This window comes from Yersinia vastinensis (assembly GCF_044905075.1).
GTDB classification, from domain to species: Bacteria; Pseudomonadota; Gammaproteobacteria; order Enterobacterales; family Enterobacteriaceae; genus Yersinia; species Yersinia vastinensis.
The window spans coordinates 2,202,971-2,222,374 of record NZ_CP173260.1; the positions used below are offsets into that span (position 1 = coordinate 2,202,971).

Below are 19,404 nucleotides of genomic sequence, written 5' to 3' on the forward strand. Positions count from 1 at the left end.
GTGGTGGCGATAGGTTATGAGTTGATCAGTAAACATTCAAATTGGTTAGACAGATCAATGATTGTTTATTGATCGGTTAAAACGATCAATCTTGGTTGGCGTAGAATTTTGAAGCAGATGGTAATATTGACAGTGTGATTGTTGGCAGGGATGCCTGATGAGTTGGGCAGACATTCATGGGTGGATAAACCCATAATTGAGATGTTAGTATATTCCGTCCGTTATAGCGTCACACTATATGTGCAAAATGAGTTGTGTACATATGAGTGTACATATCAGGCAAAGTAAAGTCGGATAGCGCGTATAACATAATGATTTTAAGTAGTATTAAACTTTTGCATGTGATCTGTCGTGTGGGTCACCACTGTAGATAAGGAATTAGAATGCCCGTTATTACCCTTCCTGACGGTAGCCAGCGTCAATACGATCACGCCGTTTCTGTTCTTGATGTGGCTTTAGACATCGGCCCCGGTTTGGCAAAAGCCTGTATTGCTGGACGTGTTAATGGTGAACTGGTCGATGCCAGTGATCTGATCGAATCTGATGCGCAATTGGCCATTATCACCGCTAAAGATGCTGAGGGGCTGGAGATTCTCCGTCACTCATGTGCTCACCTTTTGGGGCACGCGATTAAGCAACTTTGGCCTGATACTAAGATGGCTATTGGCCCAGTTATCGACAACGGTTTCTATTATGATGTTGATATTGACCGTACCTTGACGCAGGAAGATTTGGATCTGCTAGAAAAGCGGATGCACGAACTTGCCGATAAAGATTACGATGTCATCAAGAAAAAAGTGAGCTGGCAAGAAGCCCGCGATACTTTTGCTGCTCGTGGTGAAGATTATAAAGTGGCTATTCTTGATGAGAATATCAGCCGCGATGATCATCCTGGTTTGTATCACCATGAAGAATACGTTGATATGTGCCGCGGCCCACATGTGCCTAATATGCGTTTCTGCCATCACTTTAAATTGCAGAAAACATCCGGCGCTTATTGGCGTGGTGACAGCAAAAATAAAATGCTGCAACGCATTTACGGCACGGCTTGGGGTGATAAAAAGCAACTGAATGCTTATCTGCAACGCTTGGAAGAAGCGGCCAAACGCGACCATCGTAAGATTGGTAAGCAATTGGACCTTTACCACATGCAGGAAGAAGCGCCTGGTATGGTGTTCTGGCATAACGACGGCTGGACTATCTTCCGTGAACTGGAAACTTTTGTGCGTATGAAGCTCAAAGAGTACCAGTATCAGGAAGTAAAAGGGCCGTTTATGATGGACCGCGTACTGTGGGAAAAAACCGGACATTGGGAAAACTATGCGGAGCATATGTTTACAACCTCTTCGGAAAACCGTGAGTACTGCATCAAGCCAATGAACTGCCCAGGACACGTACAGATCTTCAACCAAGGGTTGAAGTCATATCGTGACCTGCCATTACGTATGGCTGAGTTTGGTAGTTGTCACCGTAACGAGCCATCAGGTGCGCTGCACGGCTTAATGCGAGTGCGTGGCTTTACTCAGGACGATGCACACATCTTTTGTACCGAAGAGCAGGTTCGCGATGAAGTGAACAGCTGCATTAAGATGGTGTACGACATGTACAGCACTTTTGGCTTCGAAAAGATTGTGGTCAAGTTGTCCACGCGCCCTGAAAAACGTATTGGCAGTGACGATTTATGGACTCGTGCTGAGGAGGATTTAGCCGCGGCGTTGACTGAAAACGGTATTCCGTTTGATTATCAGCCGGGTGAAGGTGCCTTCTATGGACCGAAAATTGAATTTACCTTGCATGATTGTTTGGATCGTGCGTGGCAGTGTGGTACCGTACAGCTCGATTTCTCATTACCGGGCCGCTTAAGTGCGTCTTACATCGGCGAGAATAACGATCGTCAGGTGCCAGTAATGATTCACCGGGCTATTTTGGGGTCAATGGAGCGCTTCATCGGCATTTTAACCGAAGAATATGCAGGCTTCTTCCCAACTTGGTTAGCACCGGTACAAGTCGTGGTGATGAATATCACCGATAGCCAGTCTGATTATGTCCAACAAGTGACCAAAAAACTGCAAGATGCAGGGATTCGGGCAAAAGCGGACTTGAGAAATGAGAAGATTGGCTTTAAAATTCGTGAACATACGTTGCGTCGGGTTCCATATATGTTGGTCTGTGGCGATAAAGAGGTCGAATCAGGCAAGATTGCCGTTCGTACCCGCCGCGGAAAAGACTTGGGAAGCTTGGACGTCAACGTGGTCGTAGACCAGCTGCTAGCAGAAATTCGCAGCCGTAGTCTTCATCAACTGGAGGAATAAAGTATTAAAGGCGGAAAACGAGTTCAACCGGCGCGTCCTAATCGCATCAACAAAGAGATTCGCGCCACAGAAGTTCGCTTAACAGGCGTCGATGGTGAGCAGATTGGCATTGTCAGTCTGAATGAAGCTCTTGAAAAAGCTGAGGAAGCTGGTGTTGATTTAGTAGAAATCAGTCCGAATGCCGAGCCGCCGGTTTGCCGTATCATGGATTACGGCAAATTCCTCTATGAGAAGAGCAAGTCGACAAAAGAACAGAAGAAGAAGCAAAAAGTCATTCAGGTCAAGGAAATCAAATTCCGTCCTGGTACCGATGATGGCGACTATCAGGTCAAACTACGCAACCTGATTCGCTTTCTGGAAGATGGCGATAAAGCCAAAATCACTCTGCGATTCCGTGGACGTGAAATGGCGCACCAACAGATCGGCATGGAAGTTCTTAACCGTGTCAAAAAAGATCTGACTGAAGATTCTGATTTGGCCGTTGTGGAGTCTTTCCCGACTCGTATCGAAGGTCGTCAGATGATCATGGTGCTCGCACCTAAGAAGAGACAGTAAGGCATACAAGTAACAGGCTTCTTTGCGCTTGCGCAGCGGAAGTCTGTTCGCCTAGCTAGCTCGTTGTAATTAACAATGCGAAGTGGATATATTCAATGCCAAAAATTAAGACAGTACGCGGCGCCGCTAAGCGCTTCAAAAAGACCGCTAATGGTGGTTTTAAGCGTAAGCATGCTAACCTGCGTCATATTTTGACCAAAAAAGCTACTAAGCGTAAACGTCATTTACGTCCAAAAGGCCTGGTATCTAAGAACGATCTGGGTCTGGTCGTGGCATGTCTGCCGTACGCATAAGTAATTTTGGTTTGAATTAAGACGATAGGAGAAGTAAATGGCTCGCGTAAAACGTGGTGTGGTAGCACGTGCACGTCACAAAAAAATCTTAAAGCAGGCGAAAGGTTACTACGGTGCCCGTTCGCGCGTTTATCGTGTTGCTTTCCAGGCAGTAATCAAGGCAGGCCAATATGCCTACCGTGACCGCCGTCAACGGAAGCGTCAATTCCGCCAATTGTGGATTGCACGTATCAACGCAGCTGCTCGTCAGAATGGTCTGTCTTACAGCCGTTTCATCAATGGTCTGAAAAAGGCTTCTGTTGAAATCGACCGTAAGATTCTGGCTGACATCGCAGTATTCGATAAAGTGGCATTCTCTGCACTGGTCGAAAAAGCGAAAGTAGCTCTGGCGTAAGTCAGAATTGAAGAGGGAGCTTGTCTCCCTCTTTTAATCTTTATCTTCTTCGTAAGAAGGTCATCTCAATGATGCATGCAGTTACTTTTCGCTTCTTTTTTTACTTTAGCGCCTGATTTCAGGAGGCTTGCGCGTAAGAATAGAAACGAAAAATAGCGCCTAAGCCTCCCATAGTGGAGGCTTTTTTATTTGTGTTTTAGGGCGCTGTTCGACCCTTTAAGCTGGTATTACTCGTGGGCTATTTCGGAGTGTTGATTGAACCCAATTTTTTAGGTAATCCAGCAGATTTTTTGTCAACGTGTTGAATATTAGATTGTTAGTTATCAGGGTTGTATTAACAAATTTATATAGCTGCATTTCCACATAGTTATCAATTTCTATAACATTAATTTATATAACTACAAGCGGGCCATACCGGCCAGAGGAAGAGGAAACAATGCCACATCTCGCAGAGCTGGTTGCCAAAGCTAAAGCAGCCATAGAAGATGCCCAAGATGTTGCCGCGTTGGATTTGGTGCGCGTCGAATATTTAGGCAAAAAAGGCCATTTGACCCTTCAAATGACATCGCTGCGTGAGCTACCAGCAGAAGAGCGTCCAGCGGCTGGCGCTGTCATTAATCAGGCCAAACAAGAAGTACAAGAAGCACTTAATGCGCGTAAGGATAAGCTAGAATCAGCGATTCTGAATGCTCGATTAGCGGCAGAAACCATTGATGTCTCTTTGCCGGGGCGCCGTATGGAAAATGGTGGGTTGCATCCTGTAACCCGTACTATCGATCGTATCGAAACCTTCTTTGGTGAATTAGGCTTTTCCGTTGAGTCTGGCCCTGAAATTGAAGATGACTATCATAACTTTGATGCATTGAATATTCCGGCTCATCACCCAGCTCGCGCTGACCACGATACCTTCTGGTTTGATGCGACTCGCTTGTTGCGTACTCAGACATCAGGTGTGCAGATACGTACTATGCAAGGCCAACAGCCACCGATTCGGATTATCGTGCCAGGCCGTGTTTACCGTAACGATTATGACCAAACACACACACCAATGTTCCATCAAATGGAAGGGCTGATTGTTGACCGTGATATCAGCTTCACTAATTTGAAAGGGACGTTGCACGATTTCTTGCGTAACTTTTTTGAAGAAGACTTGCAAATTCGTTTCCGCCCATCATATTTCCCATTCACTGAACCTTCCGCTGAAGTGGATGTAATGGGGAAAAATGGTAAGTGGCTTGAAGTGTTGGGTTGCGGCATGGTACATCCAAATGTATTACGAAACGTAGGCATTGATCCTGAGGTTTATTCAGGGTTTGCATTTGGCATGGGAATGGAGCGCTTAACAATGTTACGTTACGGCGTCACCGATCTGCGTGCATTCTTCGAAAATGATCTGCGTTTCCTCAAACAGTTTAAGTAAGGCGGGAATATCTCATGAAATTCAGTGAACTTTGGTTACGCGAATGGGTAAACCCAGCCATTAGCAGTGATGATTTAGCCCATCAAATTACGATGGCCGGTTTAGAAGTTGATGGCATAGATGCTGTTGCTGGTGAATTTAATGGTGTCGTTGTCGGCCACGTTGTTGAATGTGGACAACATCCAAATGCAGATAAACTGCGTGTCACGAAAGTCGATGTAGGTGGTGACCGCTTGTTGGACATCGTGTGCGGTGCGCCTAATTGTCGCCAGGGTTTGAAAGTAGCGGTTGCGACTGTGGGTGCTGTGCTGCCGGGTGATTTCAAAATTAAAGCAGCGAAATTGCGCGGCGAACCATCAGAGGGCATGTTGTGCTCGTTCTCTGAGCTGGCTATTTCAGAAGATCACGACGGTATTATTGAGCTTCCTGCTGATGCGCCGATTGGCGTCGATCTGCGTGAATATTTGCAGTTGAACGACAAAACCATCGAAATTAGCGTCACGCCAAACCGTGCTGATTGCTTAGGTATTATTGGTGTTGCACGTGATGTTGCTGTGGTCAATCAGCTACCCCTCACCGAACCGGATATGAGTCCGGTTGCCGCATCTATTGCGGATACTTTCCCGATTCGCGTTGATGCGCCGCAAGCTTGCCCACGCTATCTGGGGCGAGTTGTTAAAGGTATTAACGTCAAGGCTGCGACACCATTATGGATGCGTGAAAAACTGCGTCGCTGTGGTATTCGCTCTATTGATCCCGTCGTGGATGTCACAAACTTCGTGTTGCTTGAGTTAGGCCAGCCGATGCATGCGTTTGATCTGGACCGTATCGACGGTGAGATTATTGTCCGCTTAGCGAGCGAAGGTGAAGAACTCACTCTACTGGATGGCACTAAAGCCAAATTAAACGCAGACACTCTGGTTATTGCCGATCAGCAAAAACCTTTGGCGATGGCCGGTATTTTCGGTGGTGAGCATTCAGGTGTTAACGAAGAAACCCGCAATGTATTGTTGGAGTCGGCATTCTTTAGCCCACTTTCAATCACAGGGCGCGCGCGTCGGCATGGTCTGCATACCGATGCTTCTCATCGTTATGAACGTGGTGTTGATCCCGCGTTACAACATAAAGCCATTGAACGTGCTACACGGTTATTAATTGATATCTGTGGCGGCGAAGCTGGCCCTGTCATTGATGTGACTGCAACGGCAGAATTGCCAAAACGTGCCACTATTACCTTGCGTCGTGAAAAGCTGGATCGTCTGATAGGGCACCATGTGCCTTCAGAGCAAGTCAGTGACATTCTGCGCCGCCTTGGCTGTCAGGTAACAGAACTCGGTCCTGATTGGCAGGCAGTAGCACCAAGCTGGCGTTTCGATATGGAAATCGAAGAGGATCTGGTAGAAGAAGTTGCACGTATCTACGGCTATAACAATATTCCAGATGTGCCTATTAAAGCTGACTTAGTGATGACGAAACATCGCGAAGCAGACTTACCACTTAAACGTGTTAAGACTGCGTTGGTCGATCGCGGCTATCAAGAAGCAATTACTTACAGTTTTGTTGACCCTAAAGTGCAGGCGCTATTGCACCCACAACAAGACGCATTAATTTTACCAAGCCCGATTTCGGTCGATATGTCTGCTATGCGGCTGTCATTGCTGACAGGTTTGCTGTCGGCGGTAGTTTACAACCAGAATCGCCAGCAATCTCGTTTACGGCTATTTGAAAGTGGTTTGCGCTTTGTGCCTGATACTACTGCAGATCTCGGGGTCCGACAGGATGTCATGCTAGCAGGCGTGATTGCAGGGCACCGTTATGAGGAACATTGGGATCTGGCGCGTCAGCCAATCGACTTCTATGATTTGAAGGGTGATCTGGAAGCAATTCTGGAACTTACCGGCAAATTATCTGATGTTCAGTTCCGTGCGCAAGCGCATCCTGCACTACATCCTGGGCAGAGTGCTGCAATTTATTTATCAGGGGAACACATTGGTTTCATTGGTGTAGTTCATCCTGAACTGGAACGTAAGCTGGATCTAAACGGCCGTACTGTGGTGTTTGAAGTTCAGTGGAACAAGCTTGCAGACCGCGCCGTGCCTCATGCTAGCGAGATTTCTCGCTTCCCGGCAAACCGTCGCGACATCGCTGTTGTGGTAGCTGAAAACGTTCCCGCAGAAGATATTTTGGCGGAGTGTAAGAAAGTTGGCGCAAATCAGGCAGTTGGCGTAAACTTGTTTGATGTGTACCGTGGCAAGGGCGTAGCAGAAGGCTATAAGAGTCTAGCTATTAGTCTGGTGTTGCAGGATACCGCCCGTACACTGGAAGAAGAGGAGATCGCCGCTACTGTCGCAAGATGTGTAGAGGCGTTAAAACAGCGATTCCAAGCATCCTTGAGGGATTGAACCTATGGCGCTTACTAAAGCTGAAATGTCAGAACATCTATTTGAAAAGCTAGGGCTTAGCAAACGAGATGCCAAAGATCTGGTTGAGTTATTCTTTGAAGAGGTACGTCGTGCTCTTGAGAATGGCGAACAGGTCAAACTGTCTGGCTTTGGCAATTTTGATCTGCGAGACAAGAACCAACGTCCGGGCCGTAATCCGAAGACGGGTGAGGACATTCCTATTACGGCGCGCCGTGTGGTGACTTTCCGTCCAGGGCAAAAGCTAAAAAGCCGGGTAGAGAGTGCCACTCCAAAAGAGTGAGTGTTTCCCGAACAAAAGGCCGCGCAAGCGGCCTTTTTCTTTGGTGTCGTTTGTCTCACTTTAATATGGTAGGAAAATTTAAGTGATGGGTACTCTGATTATTCTTCGAGTATAGGACCTGTGTGTCTAGAATCAATAATTGATATTTACCTTTCTGACTTACGGAAAAATACGATAACAGTTAGTCGTGAAATATTTTTTCGATTAAAAATTAAATTTTGTGATTTATAGAATAATAAAAAATTAGAAATTTCCTATTGAAATAAGGCGAGTACATGTTAGGCGCTTTTATTAAAGCGGCGAGTGATTATTATATTGCATACCAGAGCCTCTGTGATGACCACCTCCATGTCCACCGCCTGGTGGTGGGAGGAGACAGCAAGCCGAGAGTGAAAAGCTCAATAAGAGCACGCCTACTATTGATATTATCCGACGCATTATAATTTTCTCATATTAAAATTATATAGATATGAAAGGTAATTATAATTCAATATAAAAACCGCAGCTGTAAGTTCAGTGTTAAGACATGTTAGGAACAGTAGCAGGTAGTTATATCTAATAAGAAACGATTGTATGGATTTCGTAAATATTCTGAAATGAAATAGAAAATGGGAATTTATCTGATAGAAGCTGGTTATTTTCGCTGATATAAATTTATCAACTGTTAATAATATATTCGGATGTATATGAAAAAATATCTATTCCTACTGGGTGTTCTGTCATTAATGCCACTGATTGCGCAGGCAGATGTCTCACTTGATATTAATATCCCCGGTGTTAGTTTGCATTTAGGTGATCAAGATAACCGTGGCTACTACTGGGATGGCTATGATTGGCGTCCACCACAATGGTGGCATGAGCATCGTGGTGGTCATATTGGCGATCGCAATGAGCGTGGTTATTATTGGGATGGAGGCCGTTGGCAGCGCCCATCAGAACAGGATGGCCATAATCCATTTAAAGGCCAGAACCATGGGGAGCCGCAGCATAATAACCGTGATGACCAAAATCATTCACCACAGCACAATGATAATAATGGGCATGGTAAACCTGGCAATAATAATGGACAGGGAAACAGTGGTAAACAAGGCGGCCCAAATAATCATGGTGGGCAAAGTAACAATAGTGGCCGGGGAGGGCAGCAGGTTTATCCACCACAAAAAAATGGCTATCGCTGATATATTCGCCATTTTTTGATAGGTTGGGTGATGACAATCATGTTGCCATAACTCAATACTAATCAGGCATCACTTGTCATTGAATAAACGCTAATTTTGCCTTGAGAATCGGTGGCAAGATTAGCGTTTTCCATTAATAAAAAGTCATATTTTTCATGCAAATCTTTTCCAGATTACGTTAACATCCTAATCTCTGGGCCTAGTGGGTATCGATTACTGATTTTTATCAGGTATCTTAAGGTCAACCCTGAGCTCATCTCTGAGGATGTAATGCAGACCAGTCAATTATTTACCTCACTTCAGCAGCGACAGCAACAGCGTGATAGCCGCTACCTGAAGGGGTTGGTTGTCATATTGTTGTTAGCTCTGGTCATCAGTTTATGTGCCGGTGATATTTGGATTTGGCCTGCACAATGGGCCAGTGAAACAGGGCAATTATTTGTTTGGCAATTGCGTCTACCCAGGGCTTTGGCCGTCATGATGGTAGGAGCAAGTCTTGCCGTCTCAGGGGCCGTTATGCAGGCCTTATTTGAGAATCCATTGGCGGAACCGGGCCTGTTAGGTGTCGCTAATGGTGCAGGTGTTGCGCTGGTTATGGCGGTATTGCTTGGACATGGATTATTACCAATCTGGTTTTTAAGCACCTGCGCGATTGCCGGCGCTTTATTTATGACAGCCCTATTACTCGGTTTTGCCCGCCGGCGCTTATTAACCAATGCCCGCCTATTATTGGTTGGCGTTGCTTTGGGAATTGTATGCAGTGCCATTATGACGTGGGCGGTCTATTTCAGTACCAGCCTAGATTTACGACAATTAATGTATTGGATGATGGGCGGGTTTAGCGGTATTGACTGGCGGCAGCAGGGGTTAGTATTAGCACTCTTACCCATTGTGGTTTGGCTCTGTTGCCAAGGGCGCGTGCTCAACTTTATGTCTCTTGGAGAACAGCAAGCCAGACAATTAGGGATTCCTCTTCATTTATGGCGCAACTTATTAGTGCTCGCGATTGGTTTACTTGTGGGAATTAGTGTTGCTTTGGCGGGCGTCATTAGTTTTATCGGCTTGGTTATTCCCCATATTCTGCGGTTGACTGGTTTAACGGACCAACGTCGATTATTGACCGGATGTGCTTTAGCCGGCGGTGGAATATTGTTACTGGCTGATGTTGTGGCGCGCATTGCTTTATTCTCTGCAGAATTGCCGATTGGTGTTGTGACTGCGACATTAGGCTCGCCATTATTTATCTGGTTGCTGACAAGAGTGAAAAGTGTAAAGTGATCTGTCTTACGTCGATTTACACTCCGGCAGGTTTACCTGCTTATCATGCTGAATAAGGATTCTTCCTAAATGAGTCATTCAATTTACTCCATTCCATTGAAAACCATTGATAGTCAATCAGTTAAGCTGGAAAAGTATAAAGGTTCAGTTTTGTTAGTGGTCAATGTGGCTTCTCAGTGTGGATTAACCAAACAGTATGAAGGCTTGGAAAATCTGTATAAGACATACCAGCAGCAAGGTTTTGAGGTGCTGGGGTTCCCGAGTAACGAGTTCGCAGGGCAAGAGCCAGGCAGCGACGAAGAAATTCAGGCATTCTGTCGAGGGACATTTGGCGTCGATTTCCCAATGTTCAGCAAAATTGAAGTCAATGGCGCACAACGCCATCCTTTATATCAGCATTTAGTCGCGGCAAAGCCCGTCGCAGTGAAACCGGAAGGTAGCGAATTTTATCAACGTTTAGCGAGTAAGGGGCGTGAGCCAAAACACGAGGGTGATATTCTGTGGAATTTTGAAAAGTTTCTGATTAGCCGTGATGGTGTGGTGCTAGAGCGTTTTTCCCCAGATATGACCCCAGAAGACCCTATTTTAATCAATGCAATTACACACGCGTTAGCGGCTCACTAATTACGGATGAAAGATTTATTTTGATGTTATTGCAACTCAGCGAAGTGACTGTAGAAGCCCGTCTGGCGCCGTTCTCAACACAGGTGAATGCTGGGTTGCAAATTCATTTAATCGGCCCAAACGGTGCGGGGAAAAGCACGCTATTAGCCTCATTGGCTGGGTTGCTACCCGCGGGGGGAGACATTGTTCTGGCGGGGAAGTCATTATCCACTTATTCGGGTCATGAATTGGCGCGGTTGAGGGCTTATTTGTGTCAGCAGCAGTCTGCTCTGACAATGATGCCGGTTTTCCAATACCTTTCTCTTTATCAGCCTGCAGGTGTTACCCAAGACGCAGTAGCCGCGACAATTGGTTATCTGTGCAAAAGATTAAGATTAACTGATAAATTATCACGGATGCTATCTCAACTTTCCGGCGGAGAGTGGCAACGTGTACGTCTTGCTGCCATATTTTTGCAGGCTTGGCCCGATATCAATCCAGAGAGTAAATTGTTGTTGCTTGATGAGCCATACACGGGGCTGGATGTTGCACAAAAAGTGGCGTTGGATGGTTTGTTACGTGATTTTTGCTCTGCGGGGCGCAGCGCAATAATTAGTGCCCATGATCTGAACCATACTTTACAACAGGCTGACCAAGTTTGGTTGATGGCTCGAGGAAATATCCTTGCGCAAGGTAAGGCTAAGCAGGTAATGGAAATGAACCTTTTATCGGAGGTATTTGAAGTCGATTTTCAAATTCACAGCTTTAATCAGCAGAATTGGCTCATTACAAAGAATATTTAATAGTTACATTTTTTATTAACCTGCATCGATTTTATCAAATCAATATTCCTTATTTAGGATATTTTCGCTCATTATTATCATCTGCCCCTCTACAGCATATTTTGAGTAATAGAGTCAATTAAATCATTATCAAACCAATCCAGTCATCTGCGCTATTTGCTTGATTTTAATTGTAAATACAATTATTTCAATGTGAAGTTTTTGTGCGAAATATATCGATAAAAAAAGTCTATCTTAAGGTTTATTTAAGGTTGATGGACTACAGTTATTCCTAGAAAACTCGGAACCTATCTGAATAACGTTTAGATTTCGTTAACTTAGACGGGCATATAGTTGCCCAAAGTTTAAAGTACCCTAGGAATTTTTATTAATGCAGACTTTCTTGCCTTTTTCTCGCCCAGCAATTGGCGCCGATGAAATTAATGCGGTAGTCAATGTGCTAGGTTCTGGTTGGATTACTACTGGCCCACAGAATCAGCAGCTCGAGACTGATTTTTGTACGGCATTTGGATGCAAACATGCTATCGCTGTTTGCTCTGCAACTGCAGGGATGCATATTGCGCTGATGGCCTTAGGGATTGGTCCAGGCGATGAAGTTATTACACCGTCCCAGACGTGGGTTTCAACACTAAATATGATTGTGTTGCTGGGTGCTGAACCAGTGATGGTTGATGTTGATCGCGACACATTAATGGTTAACGCGGCTGATGTTGAAGCGGCAATCACTCCGAAAACCAAAGCAATTATTCCTGTTCATTATGCAGGGGCACCGTGTGACCTTAATGCGTTGCGCTTCATTGCCCAACAACGCGGTATTTCATTGATTGAAGATGCTGCCCATGCGGTGGGTACTCGCTATGGCGATGAATGGGTTGGTGAGAAGGGTACGGCTATTTTCTCTTTTCACGCTATCAAGAATATAACCTGCGCTGAGGGGGGAATAATTGCTACGGATGATGATGAATTTGCCGCCAAAGTTCGCCGCTTAAAGTTCCATGGCTTGGGTGTGGACGCTTTTGACCGCCAAATTCAAGGGCGTAGTCCACAGGCTGAAGTCATAGAGCCGGGTTATAAATACAACTTATCTGATATTCACGCGGCTATTGCGGTTGTGCAACTCCAACGGTTACCTGAAATCAACGCCCGCCGTCAAGCGTTGGTTGCGCACTATCATGCAGCCTTAATTGATTCCCCCTTACAGCCATTAGCTGTCCCTGATTATGCTCATCAGCATGCATGGCATCTTTTTATGGTGCGAGTTGATGAAGCGCGTTGTGGTATTGACCGAGATGTGCTGATGGAGCGGCTTAAAGAGTTTGGGATCGGTACGGGCCTGCATTTTCGTGCGGCACATACCCAAAAATACTATCGCGAACGCTATCCCACTTTGCACTTGCCTAATACCGAGTGGAATTCCGCCAGATTATGCACTTTGCCTCTTTTCCCCGACATGCTGGATAGCGATGTTGAGCGGGTAGTTGATGCATTAGCAACTATTATAGGGCCGCGCCGTGTCACAAAATGAACAAATCAAAAAAGTCTCTATTGTTATCCCTGTTTATAACGAGCAAGAGAGCTTACCCGCGTTAATAGAGAGAACGTTGGCTGCTTGTAAATTGCTGACCCAACCCTATGAAATTATTTTGGTTGATGACGGTAGCAGTGATAACTCCGCTGAATTATTGACGGCAGCGGCAAACGAACCCGGAAGTTGCATTATTGCCGTTTTGCTAAACCGTAATTATGGCCAGCACTCAGCCATTATGGCTGGATTCAATCAGGTCAATGGTGATTTGGTGATTACTCTTGATGCGGATCTGCAAAATCCGCCGGAAGAAATCCCACGGTTAGTGAGTGTTGCAGAAGAGGGCTATGACGTGGTGGGGACGGTGCGAGCCAACCGTCAAGACTCGCTATTTCGTAAAACTGCTTCCCGCATGATCAATTTGATGATTCAGCGCGCTACGGGGAAATCAATGGGCGACTATGGCTGTATGTTACGAGCCTATCGCCGTCATATTGTTGAAGCAATGTTACACTGTCACGAGCGCAGTACATTTATTCCCATCTTGGCGAACACCTTTGCCCGTCGCACAACCGAAATTACAGTTCATCACGCAGAGCGTGAGTTTGGTGATTCCAAATACAGCCTGATGAAGCTCATCAATCTGATGTATGACCTGATTACTTGTCTGACAACAACGCCACTGCGTTTATTAAGTCTGGTAGGCAGTGTTATTGCTCTTTCTGGTTTCACTTTTGCAGTGCTATTAGTGGTTTTGCGTTTGATATTTGGCCCTGAATGGGCGGGCGGTGGTGTCTTTACACTATTCGCTGTGTTGTTCATGTTCATCGGTGCCCAATTTGTTGGTATGGGGTTACTCGGAGAATATATCGGTCGTATTTATAACGATGTACGTGCGCGTCCTCGTTATTTCATACAGAAAGTGGTCGGCGTGGAGCAGACCGAAAATAATCAGGAAGTAGAAAAATGAAAGCGATTGTATTTGCCTATCATGATATTGGTTGTGTCGGTCTGAAAGCCTTGGTTGACGCTGGCTATGATATTCAGGCGGTATTTACCCATACTGACTCGCCCAATGAGAATCGCTTTTTCTCTTCAGTGGCCAGAGTTGCTGCCGATTTAGATCTCTCTGTCTATGCACCGGAAGATGTTAATCATCCATTATGGATTGAGAGGATTCAGCAATTACAGCCTGATATTATTTTCTCTTTTTATTATCGCAATATGCTCAGTGATGAAATACTGTCATCAGCTCCGCGTGGCGGTTTCAATTTGCATGGTTCCCTATTACCGAAATACCGTGGACGGGCACCTATTAACTGGGCACTGGTCAATGGAGAGAAAGAGACGGGCGTCACGCTTCATAAAATGGTAAAAAAAGCGGATGCTGGCGCGATTGTTGGACAGCATAAAGTTATTATCAGTGATGCTGATACAGCACTCACCTTGCATGCAAAAATGCGTGATGCTGCCGATGAACTGCTACGCGATCTCTTACCAAAGATGAACGATACGTCGTTGCAGTTGGTGCCACAAAAAGAATCTGAAGCCACTTATTTTGGTCGTCGTACCGCAGCCGATGGGGAAATTCCGTGGCAAAAATCCGCATCTGACATTAATAATTTAGTGCGTGCAGTAACCGAACCATATCCTGGTGCCTTTACTTATCTTGGGCAGCGCAAACTGATAGTTTGGCGTTCGCAGCCTCTGGATATCACACATGGGAAGGCTCCTGGTACTGTGTTATCAACCTCTCCACTGATTATTGCTTGTGGTGAAGGGGCGCTGGAGATCATCGCGGGACAAGGGGAGGCCGGTTTGTATGTTCAGGGCTGCCGTCTGGCACAGGATATGGGCATTGTCACTGATGTCCGTTTAGGTAATAAACCCAGCAAAACTCAGAAAAGGCGCACTCGAGTATTAATACTCGGTGTAAACGGTTTTATTGGGAACCATTTAACCGAGCGTTTATTACGTGATAATAATTATGACGTCTATGGTTTAGATATTGGCTCTGATGCTATCAGCCGCTTCTTGGGTAATCCTCGTTTCCATTTTGTCGAGGGTGATATCAGTATTCATTCCGAATGGATTGAATATCACATTAAGAAATGTGACGTTATTTTACCCTTGGTTGCTATTGCTACGCCGATTGAATATACCCGTAATCCGTTACGCGTATTTGAATTAGATTTTGAAGAAAATCTCAAGATTGTGCGTGATTGTGTTAAATACAATAAACGCATTATTTTCCCATCCACGTCTGAAGTTTATGGCATGTGTGATGATAAAGAATTTGATGAAGACAGTTCACGCCTAATTGTTGGGCCAATTAATAAGCAGCGTTGGATTTACTCAGTATCGAAGCAATTACTGGACCGCGTTATTTGGGCCTATGGCGCAAAAGAAAACCTCAAATTTACCTTATTCCGTCCATTTAACTGGATGGGGCCACGGTTAGATAATCTTGATGCTGCGCGTATTGGTAGCTCGCGCGCTATTACACAATTAATTTTAAATCTGGTTGAAGGTTCTCCAATTAAGCTCGTTGATGGTGGGGCGCAAAAACGCTGTTTTACGGATATTCATGATGGTATTGAGGCGTTATTCCGTATTATTGAAAACCGTGATGGTGTTTGTGACGGTCAAATAATCAATATTGGTAACCCAACCAATGAAGCCAGTATTCGCGAGTTGGCGGAAATGTTGCTAAGTAGTTTTGAAAAACATGAATTGCGTGACCATTTCCCGCCGTTTGCTGGATTTAAAGACATTGAAAGCAGTGCATATTACGGCAAAGGATATCAAGATGTTGAATATCGCACGCCAAGTATTCGTAATGCGCACCGTCTGTTGCACTGGCAGCCAGAAATTGCCTTGCAACAAACGGTTGCTGACACATTGGATTTCTTCCTACGTGGGGTAGTCCTCGAACAGCATGAAACCTCAAAGGACGAGCATCAAGTATGAAGCAAGTTGGTTTGAGAATTGATGTAGATACCTACCGGGGAACCAAGGAGGGCGTACCATCGTTGCTTACGGTATTGGATAAGTACGATATTAGTGCCAGCTTTTTCTTCAGTGTTGGTCCGGATAACATGGGGCGCCATTTGTGGCGCCTTTTCCGTCCTCGTTTCTTGTGGAAAATGCTGCGCTCGAATGCCGCCTCATTGTATGGCTGGGATATTTTGCTGGCGGGTACGGCCTGGCCGGGTAAAAGGATTGCGCAAGATTTTGGCCCACTGATGAAAGAAACTTTGCAGGCGGGGCATGAAGTTGGCTTGCACGCTTGGGATCATCAGGGCTGGCAAGCAAAAGTTGCGTCATGGTCAAAACAGCAACTGGCTGAACAGGTACAATTGGGGGTTGATGCATTACAACATAGCATTCAGCAACCAATTACTTGCTCAGCAGCTGCGGGTTGGCGTGCTGATGAACGTGTTTTAGCCATAAAACAGTCGTTTCCTTTCCTCTATAACAGTGACTGTCGTGGCACTCATCCTTTCCGCCCATTATTACCTGATGGCAACATTGGTACGGTACAAATCCCAGTGACTTTACCCACTTATGATGAAGTGGTGGGTAGCGAAGTTCGCGCTGAGGATTTTAATGATTTTATTATGAATGCCATATTGCATGACAGCGGAACACCGGTTTATACCATCCATGCTGAGGTTGAAGGGATGTCGCAAGCCGTAATGTTTGAACAATTATTGATTATGGCAAAGAAATACGAGATACAGTTTTGTCCCCTTGGGGCTCTATTGCCTGAAAATCCAGATTCACTGCCGGTGGGTAAAGTTATTCGGGCTGCTTTCCCGGGGCGAGAAGGCTGGTTGGGGTGTCAGTCAGATATAAAGGATGCGCAATGAGGCTGTTAAAAGGAAGTGGGGCAGCCCTACTGGCGTTGTTCTTTGCTTTAGTCTATTTATTACCTGTTAATAGCCGCCTACTGTGGCAACCGGATGAAACACGATATGCGGAAATTAGCCGGGAAATGCTGCAACGTGGCGACTGGATTGTGCCCCACCTATTGGGTATTCGCTATTTTGAAAAACCCATTGCGGGATATTGGTTTAATAATATTAGCCAGTGGATATTCGGCGACACTAACTTCGCCGTGCGATTTGGCTCAATTTTCAGTACGGCGTTGAGTGCAGTATTAGTTTATTGGCTAGCGACCTTATTGTGGCGCAACCGCTCAACATCAGTATTGGCGACGTTAATTTACCTCTCAATGTTGTTGGTATTTAGTATTGGTTCTTATGCTGTGCTAGACCCGATGATTTCATTGTGGCTAACTGCGTCGATGTTCTGTTTCTACCTCACTCTGCGAGCTGAAACCACGAAACAGAAAATAGAGGCTTACCTCTTGCTCGGTTTAGCTTGCGGTATGGGCTTTATGACTAAAGGTTTTCTGGCCTTGGCCGTGCCGGTTATTTCAGTCTTGCCGATTGTCATACAGCAAAAAAGGGTAAAAGAACTTATTATTTTTGGTCCGCTAGCGATAGTGAGTGCAGTAATAATCAGTTTGCCGTGGGCATTAGCCATTGCTCAACGGGAGCCAGATTTTTGGCATTACTTCTTCTGGGTTGAACATATTCAGCGGTTTGCAGAGAAAGATGCTCAGCATAAAGCCCCTATGTGGTATTACTTGCCAGTGCTGTGTTTGGGGGTATTACCGTGGTTGGGGTTATTACCAGGTGCCTTACTAAAAGGGTGGCGCGAGCGGGTGGCAAGACCTGAGTTATTCTTTTTACTCAGTTGGGTATTAATGCCATTGCTATTCTTCAGTGTGGCAAAAGGGAAGCTACCGACTTATATCCTGCCTTGCATGGCTCCGTTGTCCCTACTGATGGCCGCCTATGCAACGGACTGCGCCAATAATATGCGCATGCGCGCATTGAAGATTAACGGTGCAATAAATCTTATTTTTGGTTTGGTTTGTGCACTGGCGGTGTTGGTTATTGGTATGGGGCTGGTGGCGCATCTGGTTGCCTACGAACCGCACGAACATCTGAAAGTTATTCTGGCGACACTTGCTTTTGCTGGATGGGGGTTGGTGGGCTTTATAACATTGCGTAATAACGCCCGTCATTGGCGTTGGGCGGCAGCTAGCCCATTACTGTTTATATTGCTTGTAGGTTATCTCATTCCACAGCAAGTCATTGACTCCAAACAACCACAAAACTTTATCCAGCAAAATTTTGATGAGCTTAATAGTAGCCGTTACGTGTTGGCAGACAGTGTAGGTGTTGCCGCTGGACTTGCTTGGGAGTTAAAACGCAGTGATATTCTGATGTTCAATGAGAAAGGTGAACTGGCCTATGGGTTGAACTACACTGACAGCGGAAATAGGTACATCAATGAAACAGAATTCAGCGAATGGCTCGCCAATGCAAGGAAACAAGGAGATGTATCGCTGGTTGTGCAATTATCTCGTAATGAGGAACTTCCAACCTATTTACCGCCAGCGGACAAGGTTAATCTAATGAACCGTCTGGCACTTTTGTGGTATCAAAAAACACCATGATGAGTTATTTGCTATTAGTAATGGTCAGTTTATTGACCTGTGCTGGGCAATTATGTCAGAAACAAGCTGCGCAGTGTTGGGGGCTATCGCCAGAAAAGCGACGAGCGCCGACACTGCGTTGGTTAGCCTTGGCTGTGCTGTTCCTTGGTGTTGGGATGTTGTTGTGGTTAGGTTTATTACAACATCTGCCGCTGAGTGTGGCTTATCCCATGCTTAGTTTTAATTTCGTATTGGTGACCCTGGCCGCACAACTGGTTTATGGCGAGAAAGCGACGTCTCGGCATTGGTTGGGGATTGCTGCTATTATGTTTGGCATCCTATTGATTAGTTGGCACTTATGAAAGGTTATGGCTGGGGCTTAGGTAGTGTGGTCTTGGTGACTGTTGCCCAATTAATGTTGAAATGGGGCATGATGAATATGCCATTAATGTCATTGGCAGATATTAATGGGCAATTTTTAATACATCATCTGACACAGTTAATTGCCGTAATCTGTGGGTTGTTTGGTTATGCTTTATCTATGTTATGCTGGTTTTTTGCACTAAAATATTTACCACTTAATCGGGCTTATCCATTATTGAGCCTTAGTTATGCTTTGGTCTATTTAGCCGCCGTATTACTACCTTGGTACAATGAGCCAGTGACTTTATTAAAAACTATTGGGTCAGGTTTTATACTTTTGGGTATATGGTTGATACATACAAAACCGACAAAAAACGATTAAATATATTATCTCATTCATATAACTTGTTTTTTCCAAACTCGATAGCTAAATTAGCCATAATGATGTCTTTCATTAGCTTATTG

At 45.3% G+C, this 19,404-nt stretch carries 19 protein-coding genes and 1 other annotated feature; all 19 genes read left to right on the top strand.

The genetic code is table 11. The features are described 5' to 3' along the window. Positions 1 to 383: 383 nt before the first annotated feature. Complete coding sequence (thrS, locus tag ACIOG0_RS10350; protein WP_050097544.1) at positions 384 to 2,312, top strand: threonine--tRNA ligase; 1,929 nt, start codon at positions 384 to 386, stop codon at positions 2,310 to 2,312. 3 nt (positions 2,313 to 2,315) lie between these two features. Next, on the top strand, positions 2,316 to 2,867 hold the full coding sequence (gene infC, locus ACIOG0_RS10355) for a translation initiation factor IF-3 (RefSeq protein ID WP_011816226.1): 552 nt from the start codon (positions 2,316 to 2,318) through the stop codon (positions 2,865 to 2,867). A 95-nt stretch (positions 2,868 to 2,962) separates the two neighbouring features. Beyond that, positions 2,963 to 3,160, top strand: coding sequence for a 50S ribosomal protein L35 (gene rpmI / locus ACIOG0_RS10360; protein ID WP_002211834.1), 198 nt, complete (start codon positions 2,963 to 2,965; stop codon positions 3,158 to 3,160). A 37-nt stretch (positions 3,161 to 3,197) separates the two neighbouring features. Further along, complete coding sequence (gene rplT / locus ACIOG0_RS10365) at positions 3,198 to 3,554, top strand: 50S ribosomal protein L20 (protein ID WP_004706556.1); 357 nt, start codon at positions 3,198 to 3,200, stop codon at positions 3,552 to 3,554. Positions 3,555 to 3,621: 67 nt separating this feature from the next. Next, positions 3,622 to 3,744, top strand: a sequence feature (Phe leader region). Next, positions 3,626 to 3,670, top strand: coding sequence for a pheST operon leader peptide PheM (gene pheM, locus ACIOG0_RS10370; RefSeq protein ID WP_223300610.1), 45 nt, complete (start codon positions 3,626 to 3,628; stop codon positions 3,668 to 3,670). (Overlaps the previous feature by 45 nt.) A gap of 246 nt (positions 3,745 to 3,990) precedes the next feature. After that, complete coding sequence (gene pheS, locus ACIOG0_RS10375; protein WP_050097545.1) at positions 3,991 to 4,974, top strand: phenylalanine--tRNA ligase subunit alpha; 984 nt, start codon at positions 3,991 to 3,993, stop codon at positions 4,972 to 4,974. Positions 4,975 to 4,988: 14 nt separating this feature from the next. Next, a complete protein-coding gene (pheT, locus tag ACIOG0_RS10380; protein WP_050139595.1) occupies positions 4,989 to 7,376 on the top strand; it encodes a phenylalanine--tRNA ligase subunit beta in 2,388 nt (795 codons plus the stop codon). Positions 7,377 to 7,380: 4 nt separating this feature from the next. Continuing rightward, the gene (ihfA, locus tag ACIOG0_RS10385) at positions 7,381 to 7,677 is read left to right on the top strand and encodes an integration host factor subunit alpha (RefSeq protein ID WP_002211830.1); all 297 of its coding nucleotides are present in this window, start codon (positions 7,381 to 7,383) and stop codon (positions 7,675 to 7,677) included. A 686-nt stretch (positions 7,678 to 8,363) separates the two neighbouring features. Continuing rightward, the gene (locus tag ACIOG0_RS10390; RefSeq protein ID WP_050097547.1) at positions 8,364 to 8,855 is read left to right on the top strand and encodes a DUF2502 domain-containing protein; all 492 of its coding nucleotides are present in this window, start codon (positions 8,364 to 8,366) and stop codon (positions 8,853 to 8,855) included. Between the two features lie 270 nt (positions 8,856 to 9,125). Continuing rightward, positions 9,126 to 10,133, top strand: a complete 1,008-nt coding sequence (btuC, locus tag ACIOG0_RS10395) for a vitamin B12 ABC transporter permease BtuC (protein WP_050097548.1) — start codon at positions 9,126 to 9,128, stop codon at positions 10,131 to 10,133. Between the two features lie 69 nt (positions 10,134 to 10,202). Beyond that, positions 10,203 to 10,757, top strand: coding sequence for a glutathione peroxidase (locus ACIOG0_RS10400; RefSeq protein WP_050097549.1), 555 nt, complete (start codon positions 10,203 to 10,205; stop codon positions 10,755 to 10,757). 23 nt (positions 10,758 to 10,780) lie between these two features. Then, the gene (btuD, locus tag ACIOG0_RS10405) at positions 10,781 to 11,539 is read left to right on the top strand and encodes a vitamin B12 ABC transporter ATP-binding protein BtuD (protein WP_164908420.1); all 759 of its coding nucleotides are present in this window, start codon (positions 10,781 to 10,783) and stop codon (positions 11,537 to 11,539) included. A gap of 370 nt (positions 11,540 to 11,909) precedes the next feature. Continuing rightward, positions 11,910 to 13,064 (top strand): UDP-4-amino-4-deoxy-L-arabinose aminotransferase, encoded by a 1,155-nt coding sequence (gene arnB, locus ACIOG0_RS10410; RefSeq protein ID WP_050097551.1) that lies wholly within the window; start codon positions 11,910 to 11,912, stop codon positions 13,062 to 13,064. After that, positions 13,051 to 14,034 (top strand): undecaprenyl-phosphate 4-deoxy-4-formamido-L-arabinose transferase, encoded by a 984-nt coding sequence (gene arnC / locus ACIOG0_RS10415; protein WP_128451702.1) that lies wholly within the window; start codon positions 13,051 to 13,053, stop codon positions 14,032 to 14,034. Before arnB ends, arnC begins: the two co-directional genes overlap by 14 nt. Then, positions 14,031 to 16,034, top strand: coding sequence for a bifunctional UDP-4-amino-4-deoxy-L-arabinose formyltransferase/UDP-glucuronic acid oxidase ArnA (gene arnA, locus ACIOG0_RS10420; protein WP_128451701.1), 2,004 nt, complete (start codon positions 14,031 to 14,033; stop codon positions 16,032 to 16,034). Before arnC ends, arnA begins: the two co-directional genes overlap by 4 nt. Beyond that, on the top strand, positions 16,031 to 16,936 hold the full coding sequence (arnD, locus tag ACIOG0_RS10425) for a 4-deoxy-4-formamido-L-arabinose-phosphoundecaprenol deformylase (RefSeq protein WP_050097554.1): 906 nt from the start codon (positions 16,031 to 16,033) through the stop codon (positions 16,934 to 16,936). Before arnA ends, arnD begins: the two co-directional genes overlap by 4 nt. After that, on the top strand, positions 16,933 to 18,597 hold the full coding sequence (gene arnT / locus ACIOG0_RS10430; RefSeq protein WP_050296268.1) for a lipid IV(A) 4-amino-4-deoxy-L-arabinosyltransferase: 1,665 nt from the start codon (positions 16,933 to 16,935) through the stop codon (positions 18,595 to 18,597). The genes arnD and arnT overlap by 4 nt, the downstream gene beginning before the upstream one ends. Then, entirely contained in the window at positions 18,594 to 18,938 is a 345-nt protein-coding gene (gene arnE / locus ACIOG0_RS10435; protein WP_050097556.1) for a 4-amino-4-deoxy-L-arabinose-phosphoundecaprenol flippase subunit ArnE, read from the top strand. Before arnT ends, arnE begins: the two co-directional genes overlap by 4 nt. Next, positions 18,935 to 19,321, top strand: a complete 387-nt coding sequence (gene arnF / locus ACIOG0_RS10440) for a 4-amino-4-deoxy-L-arabinose-phosphoundecaprenol flippase subunit ArnF (protein WP_050097557.1) — start codon at positions 18,935 to 18,937, stop codon at positions 19,319 to 19,321. Before arnE ends, arnF begins: the two co-directional genes overlap by 4 nt. The last annotated feature ends 83 nt before the right edge of the window (positions 19,322 to 19,404 follow it).